The 6665-nt window shown below is 57.0% G+C and carries 6 protein-coding genes and 1 pseudogene; all 7 read left to right on the forward strand.

Features of this window, described 5'->3' with window-relative positions; all coding sequences use genetic code 11:
- The coding region (locus tag L691_RS0118325) for an ATP-grasp domain-containing protein (RefSeq protein ID WP_025691861.1) at nucleotides 1-744 on the forward strand (744 nt) is incomplete at its 5' end.
- A 6-nt stretch (nucleotides 745-750) separates the two neighbouring features.
- Nucleotides 751-2046, forward strand: a complete 1296-nt coding sequence (gene purB, locus L691_RS0118330) for an adenylosuccinate lyase (protein WP_025691862.1) — start codon at nucleotides 751-753, stop codon at nucleotides 2044-2046.
- A gap of 27 nt (nucleotides 2047-2073) precedes the next feature.
- Nucleotides 2074-2967: a phosphoribosylaminoimidazolesuccinocarboxamide synthase gene (locus tag L691_RS0118335; protein WP_025691863.1), complete on the forward strand. Its 894-nt coding sequence runs from the start codon at nucleotides 2074-2076 to the stop codon at nucleotides 2965-2967.
- A gap of 83 nt (nucleotides 2968-3050) precedes the next feature.
- Nucleotides 3051-3296 (forward strand): phosphoribosylformylglycinamidine synthase subunit PurS, encoded by a 246-nt coding sequence (gene purS, locus L691_RS0118340; RefSeq protein WP_025333142.1) that lies wholly within the window; start codon nucleotides 3051-3053, stop codon nucleotides 3294-3296.
- 5 nt (nucleotides 3297-3301) lie between these two features.
- The gene (gene purQ, locus L691_RS0118345; RefSeq protein ID WP_025691864.1) at nucleotides 3302-3991 is read left to right on the forward strand and encodes a phosphoribosylformylglycinamidine synthase subunit PurQ; all 690 of its coding nucleotides are present in this window, start codon (nucleotides 3302-3304) and stop codon (nucleotides 3989-3991) included.
- Complete coding sequence (purL, locus tag L691_RS0118350) at nucleotides 3969-6215, forward strand: phosphoribosylformylglycinamidine synthase subunit PurL (protein ID WP_025691865.1); 2247 nt, start codon at nucleotides 3969-3971, stop codon at nucleotides 6213-6215. Before purQ ends, purL begins: the two co-directional genes overlap by 23 nt.
- Nucleotides 6200-6665: pseudogene (locus L691_RS0118355) on the forward strand (amidophosphoribosyltransferase); the annotation flags it as partial. The gene purL and the pseudogene L691_RS0118355, both read left to right, overlap by 16 nt.

Consider the following 6665-nt stretch of genomic DNA (forward strand, 5'->3'; position numbering starts at 1 on the left):
CGGCGGGAGGACGAGCTGGAGGACGCGTTCCGGCGGCTCGCGCCGGAGCGGGCTGACTCGGCCGCTTCGCCGCAAGACGGGCCGTCCGCAGGAGACGCCGGCTCCCCGGAAGCGTCGGAAGACGCCCCGCTAGTGCTGGAGAAATTCGTGCCGTTCCGGTGCGAAATTTCGGTCATCGCCGCCCGCAGCCCGCGAGGCGAGGTGAAAAGCTTTCCAGCGGCAGAGAATATTCATATGAGCAACATTCTCCACCTGTCCATCGTGCCTGCCCGGGTGCCGGAGGCCATCCAACGCAAAGCCCGCGAGCTGGCGGAGAAGCTGATCGCAGGGCTGGACGCCGTCGGACTGCTGGCGGTGGAGATGTTCGTAACGGAGGACGGTGAACTGTTCGTCAACGAACTGGCGCCCCGGCCGCATAATTCCGGCCATTACACGATGGATGCCTGCGCCACCTCGCAGTTCGAGCAGCATGTACGGGCGGTATGCAATCTGCCGCTTGGCGACACGGAGCTGCTGACCCCGGCCGTTATGGTCAATGTGCTGGGTGAGCATCTGGAAGGCGCAGTCGGACGTTTTTCCAGCGATGATGAAGAGGCCAATCGGCTTGGAGTCATTCCCAAGCTTCATATATATGGCAAGACCGAAAGCAAGACCGGCCGCAAAATGGGCCATATCAATCTGCTCTGCAAAGATACGGCGGATGCGCTGGCCTGGGTGGAGCAAACTAACCTTTGGAGGAACTGAAATCACATGATCGAACGTTACAGCAGACCGGAAATGCGTGCCATCTGGACCGAAGAAAATAAATTCAAAGCCTGGCTCGAAGTGGAGCTGTGCGCCTGTGAGGCGTGGGCGGAGCTTGGCGTCATCCCGAAAGAGGATACGGTTAAGCTGCGGGAGAACGCGGAGTTTAACATCGACCGCATCTACGAAATCGAGCAGGAGACGCGCCATGACGTTATCGCGTTTACACGCGCGGTATCGGAGAGCCTTGGGGCGGAGCGTAAATGGGTGCATTACGGCCTGACCTCCACCGACGTCGTTGATACGGCGCTTGGTTATCTGCTGCGTCAGGCCAACGAGATTTTGGAGAAGGACATCGTGAATTTCATTGAAATTTTAAAAGACAAGGCGATCGCCTACAAAGATACGCCGATGATGGGCCGCACGCACGGCGTACACGCCGAGCCGACGACATTTGGACTGAAGATGGCGCTGTGGTACGAAGAAATGAAACGCAATTTGGAGCGGTTCCGTCATGCCGCAAACGGCGTGCAGTTCGGCAAAATCTCCGGCGCGGTCGGCACCTACGCCAACATCGACCCGTTCGTGGAGGAATTCGTCTGCCGCAAGCTGGGCACTAGCCCCGCACCGATCTCGACGCAGACGCTACAGCGCGACCGTCATGCCGAGTATATGGCGACGCTGGCGCTGATCGCCACTTCGCTGGATAAGTTCGCGACCGAAATCCGCGCACTGCAAAAGAGTGAAGTGCGCGAGGTCGAGGAAGCTTTTGCCAAGGGACAAAAAGGCTCGTCGGCGATGCCGCATAAGCGCAACCCGATCGGCTGCGAGAACATTTCCGGCCTGTCCCGGGTCATTCGCGGACACATGGTTACGGCTTACGAGAACGTACCGCTCTGGCATGAACGCGACATCTCGCATTCCTCGGTGGAACGGGTCATTCTCCCGGATGCGACGATGCTGCTGAACTACATGCTGAACCGCTTCGGCAACATCGTGAAGAACCTGACCGTGTTCCCGGAAAATATGAAGCGCAACATGGAGCGCACGTACGGGGTTCCGTTCTCCGGCCGCGTTATGACGAAGCTGATCGACAAAGGCTTCAGCCGCGAGCAGGCTTACGACACGGTGCAGCCACGTGCTATGCAGGCTTGGGAGACGCAGCAGCATTTCCGCGAAATTGTCGAGAACACGCCGGAAATCACGGCAGTTCTTAGCCTGGATGAGATTGCGGACGCGTTCAACCCATCGTGGCACCTCAAAAATGTTGATACGATTTTCCGCAAGCTGGGCTTGATCTAAACTCATTTCTGCAAGGGAGGAAAGGCCATGACACACCCTGCCGTATCGACTGCGGTGGATCTGATCGACGCACCGCTGCTGTATAAAGGTAAAGTGCGCGAGCTGTATGATTTGGGAGAAAATATGCTGATCGTCGTGACGGACCGGATTTCCGCGTTCGACTATGTGTTGGAACCGGCTGTACCGGACAAAGGCAATGTGCTGAACCGCCTGAGCGCATTCTGGTTCGGGCAGACGAAGGAACTGCTGGAGAATCATGTCGTCCATATCGATGTGGACCGTCTCGGCGGTATCGTCAAGGCCCCGGAGCTGCTGAGAAACCGCATCATGGTTGTGCGCAAGGCACAGCGGATCGACATGGAATGCGTGGTGCGCGGATACATTACCGGCGGCGGCTGGCGGCAGTATCAGGAGACCGGCAAAGTGAACGGCATTGAGCTGCCTAAGGGTCTACGCAAAAATGCGAAGCTGGCGGAGCCGATCTTCACCCCTGCTGCCAAGAACGACGTTGGCCACGATGAGGACATTCCTTTTGCTAAAATGCAGGAATTGATCGGCGAGGAGCTGGCGAACGAGCTTAAAGAAAAAAGCCTGAAGCTGTACGGCTTCGCCCGTGATTACTGCGCGGAGCGCGGCATTATGCTGGCCGACTGCAAATTCGAATTTGGTATTCTGGACGGCAAGGTGATTCTGATCGACGAGATTTTTACGCCGGACGCCTCCCGTTTCTGGGCCAAAGACAAGTATGCGCTGGATATTGAAATCGACAGCATGGACAAGGAGCCCGTGCGGGCTTATCTTGCCACTTCTTCTTGGGACAAGAATAGTACCCCTGACCCGCTTCCGGAGGAGGTCGTCACCGAGACGAGCCGCCGCTACCTGGATATTTACCACCGGATTACCGGCCATTCACTGAACTGATTTTTTGGATATTTGGATATTGAGAAATTTAATATAAATTAAAATGCTTAACGGCATGAATATTTAGGAGGAACGACAAGGGTATGTTAAAAGCGACGGTATATGTCACCATTAAAAAAAGCGTGCTTGATCCCCAGGGTGTAGCTGTACAAGGGGCGCTTCATTCCGTAGGATTTCAGGAAGTTGAAAGTCTGCGCATCGGCAAGTATATTGAACTGACTCTGGATACGAACGATCGTGAAGAGGCCGGAAAACGGCTTAAGGCAATGTGCGAGAAGCTGCTCGCAAATACGGTAATTGAGGATTACCGATACGAATTGGAGGCGTGAATGTCATGAAATTTGCTGTCCTTGTCTTTCCCGGCTCCAACTGCGATATCGACTGCTACAAAGCGGTGCAGGAAACGCTTGGCGAGCCAGTTGACTATGTGTGGCATACGGCGACCGACCTGTCCGCTTATGATTGCATTATCGTTCCGGGCGGCTTTTCTTACGGCGACTATTTGCGCTGCGGCGCGATTTCGCAGTTCGCTCCCGTGATGAACGAGGTAGCCAAGGCGGCTGAGCAGGGCAAGTACGTGCTCGGCATCTGCAACGGCTTCCAGATTCTGACCGAGGCGGGACTGCTGCCGGGCGCGCTGCGCCGGAATGAATCGATCAAATTCCGATGTCACGATACGACGCTTAAGGTCGTTAATTATAAAACGCCGTTCACGAAGGACTATGCGGAAGGCGAAGAAATCGTCATTCCGATCGCCCACGGCGAAGGCAACTATTACTGCGACGAAGAGACGCTGGCTTCGCTTAAAGCGAACAACCAGATCGTATTTACCTATACGGACAATCCCAACGGCTCTGTCGCCGATATTGCGGGCATCTCCAATGAGCGCGGCAACGTCGTCGGCATGATGCCGCATCCGGAGCGGGCGGTTAATACCCTGCTCGGTTCCGAAGACGGCAAGCGAATGTTCAGTTCCATTTTGAAAACCTGGAGGGATACCCATGGCACAGCAAGTGTCCGCTAAGGAACCGACCGCGGAGCAAATCAAAGACCAGAAAATTTACAGCCAGTTCGGTGTGTCGGACAGCGAATACGAGCTGATCTGCTCGTTCATGGGACGCCTTCCGAACTACACCGAAATCGGCGTGTTCAGCGTTATGTGGTCAGAGCACTGCGCGTACAAAAATTCGAAGCCGCTGCTTCGCCGTTTCCCCGTAAGCGGCCCCCTCGTCCTGATGGGACCGGGTGAAGGCGCAGGGATTGTCGACATCGGCGACAACCAGGCTGTCGTATTCAAAATTGAAAGCCATAACCACCCTTCGGCGGTTGAGCCTTACCAAGGCGCCGCAACGGGCGTGGGCGGAATTATCCGTGACATTTTCTCGATGGGCGCCAGACCGGTAGCCATTCTGAATTCCCTTCGTTTCGGCAAGCTCGAAAGCGACCGGGTTAAATATTTGTTTGAGCACGTCGTGTCCGGCATCGCGGGCTACGGCAACTGTATCGGCATCCCGACCGTTGGCGGCGAAGTAATGTTTGACAACAGCTATGACGGCAATCCGCTCGTCAACGCGATGTGCGTTGGCCTGATCGACCACGACAAAATCCAGCGCGGCGTCGCCAAAGGCGTTGGCAATCCGGTGTTCTACGTTGGACCGCCTACGGGACGCGACGGCATTCACGGCGCGACCTTCGCTTCGGTTGAACTAAGCGAGGAGTCGGAAGCGAAGAAGACGGCGGTGCAGGTCGGCGATCCGTTCATGGAGAAGCTGGTTATGGAAGCCTGCCTTGAGCTGATCGATACCGGCATCGTCCTCGGCATTCAGGACATGGGCGCAGCGGGTCTCACCTGCTCCAGCTCGGAAATGGCGAGCAAGGCGGGCAATGGCCTGGAGCTGTATCTTGACCAGGTGCCGCAGCGCGAGGAAGGCATGACGCCTTACGAAATGATGCTGTCGGAGTCGCAGGAGCGGATGCTCTTCGTCGTCGAGCCGAAGGATGAGGCGCAGGCGCAGGAGATTTTTGACCGCTGGGGCGTTATTTGCTGCAAAGTCGGCAAGGTAACGGACGATGGCCGGCTGAAGCTGTTCCATCACGGCGAAGTGGTTGGCGACATGCCGGTAACGGCGCTTGTGGATGAGTGTCCGGTGTACGACAAGCCTTCTTCCGTACCGGCTTATTATCAGGAGAACGCATCTGTTGATACGCTTCGTTATGAAGAAGTGACCGATCTGGGCGGCGCTCTGAAAAAAGTACTGGCTTCCCCGACGGTGGCAAGCAAATCGTGGATCTACAATCAATACGACTACATGGTTCGCACCAGCACGGCGGTTCGCCCCGGCTCGGACGCTGCGGTCGTGACGATCAACGGCACGCGCAAAGGACTTGCGATGACGACGGACTGCAACGGCCGCTACGTGTACCTTGATCCTGAAGTCGGCGGAAAAATCGCGGTCGGCGAAGCGGCGCGGAACATCGTCTGCTCCGGCGGGCAGCCGCTTGCGATTACGGACAACCTGAACTTCGGCAGCCCGGAGAAGCCGGATATTTTCTGGCAAATGGAGCGCGCCGTGGACGGCATGGCGGAAGCCTGCCGTGTGCTGGACACGCCGGTTATCGGCGGCAATGTCAGCCTGTACAACGAGAATGCAACGGGTGCCATCTATCCGACTCCGGTAGTCGGCATGGTCGGACTTGTGGAAGATACGGATCACATTACAACGCAAGCGTTCAAGAGCGAGGGCGACGCCATTCTGCTGCTTGGCGAGACACGTGCGGAGCTTGGCGGCAGCGAGTTCCAGTACGCCGTGCACGGCGTAACGGAAGGCCGTCCGCCGCAGCTGGACCTTGCGGTAGAGCGCAAGCTGCTTGACGCCGTACTTGGCGCCATCCGCAGCGGCCTTGTCCGCTCGGCGCATGACCTGTCCGAAGGCGGTCTGGCGGCTGCGCTGGCCGAGAGCTGTATCAGCGGCCGGATCGGCGCAAATGTCGAGCTGGCTTCGAATGGCCTCCGCCGCGACGTGGCGCTGTTCAGCGAGAGCCAGTCGCGCATTCTGCTTACCGCTTCAAGCGACAAGGCGGAGGAGCTGCGCGCGTACATCGCTGCTGCGGGCGTGCCGGTGCAGGTCATCGGCAGCGTAGGCGGCGACCGTCTGCGGGTAAATCTTGACGGTTCTTCCGCGCTGGATGAACCTGTAGCAGAACTTACAACCATTTGGGAGGATGCTATTCCATGTCTTATGAAATAAAGACCGGGAAGAAGCAGGCGGAACCCCTCCTGTGGACCGGCGACTTTTACAACGAAGGAACGGGCTCGGGAGATATATTTGATACATTAAAAGAAGAATGCGGCGTTTTCGGGGTCTTCGGACACCCGGAAGCCGCTTCCATGTCTTATTATGGCCTTCACGCGCTTCAGCATCGCGGCGAGGAAAGCGCGGGGATCTGCGTGGCGAACGGCCGGGACTTCAATTACCATCGCGGTATGGGTCTGGTCAAGGAAGTATTTGACAAGGATAAAATTGAGTCGCTTGTTGGCGACATGTCCATCGGGCATGTGCGTTATTCCACCAGCGGCGACAGTCGGCTGACGAACGCTCAGCCGCTCGTCTTTAAATACCGGGACGGCGATCTTGCGATTGCCACGAACGGCAACATCGTGAACGAGCCGCTGATCCGGCGGGAGCTTGAGAGCAGCG

It is taken from the genome of Paenibacillus zanthoxyli JH29 (assembly GCF_000520715.1).
GTDB classification, from domain to species: Bacteria; Bacillota; Bacilli; order Paenibacillales; family Paenibacillaceae; genus Paenibacillus_AQ; species Paenibacillus_AQ zanthoxyli.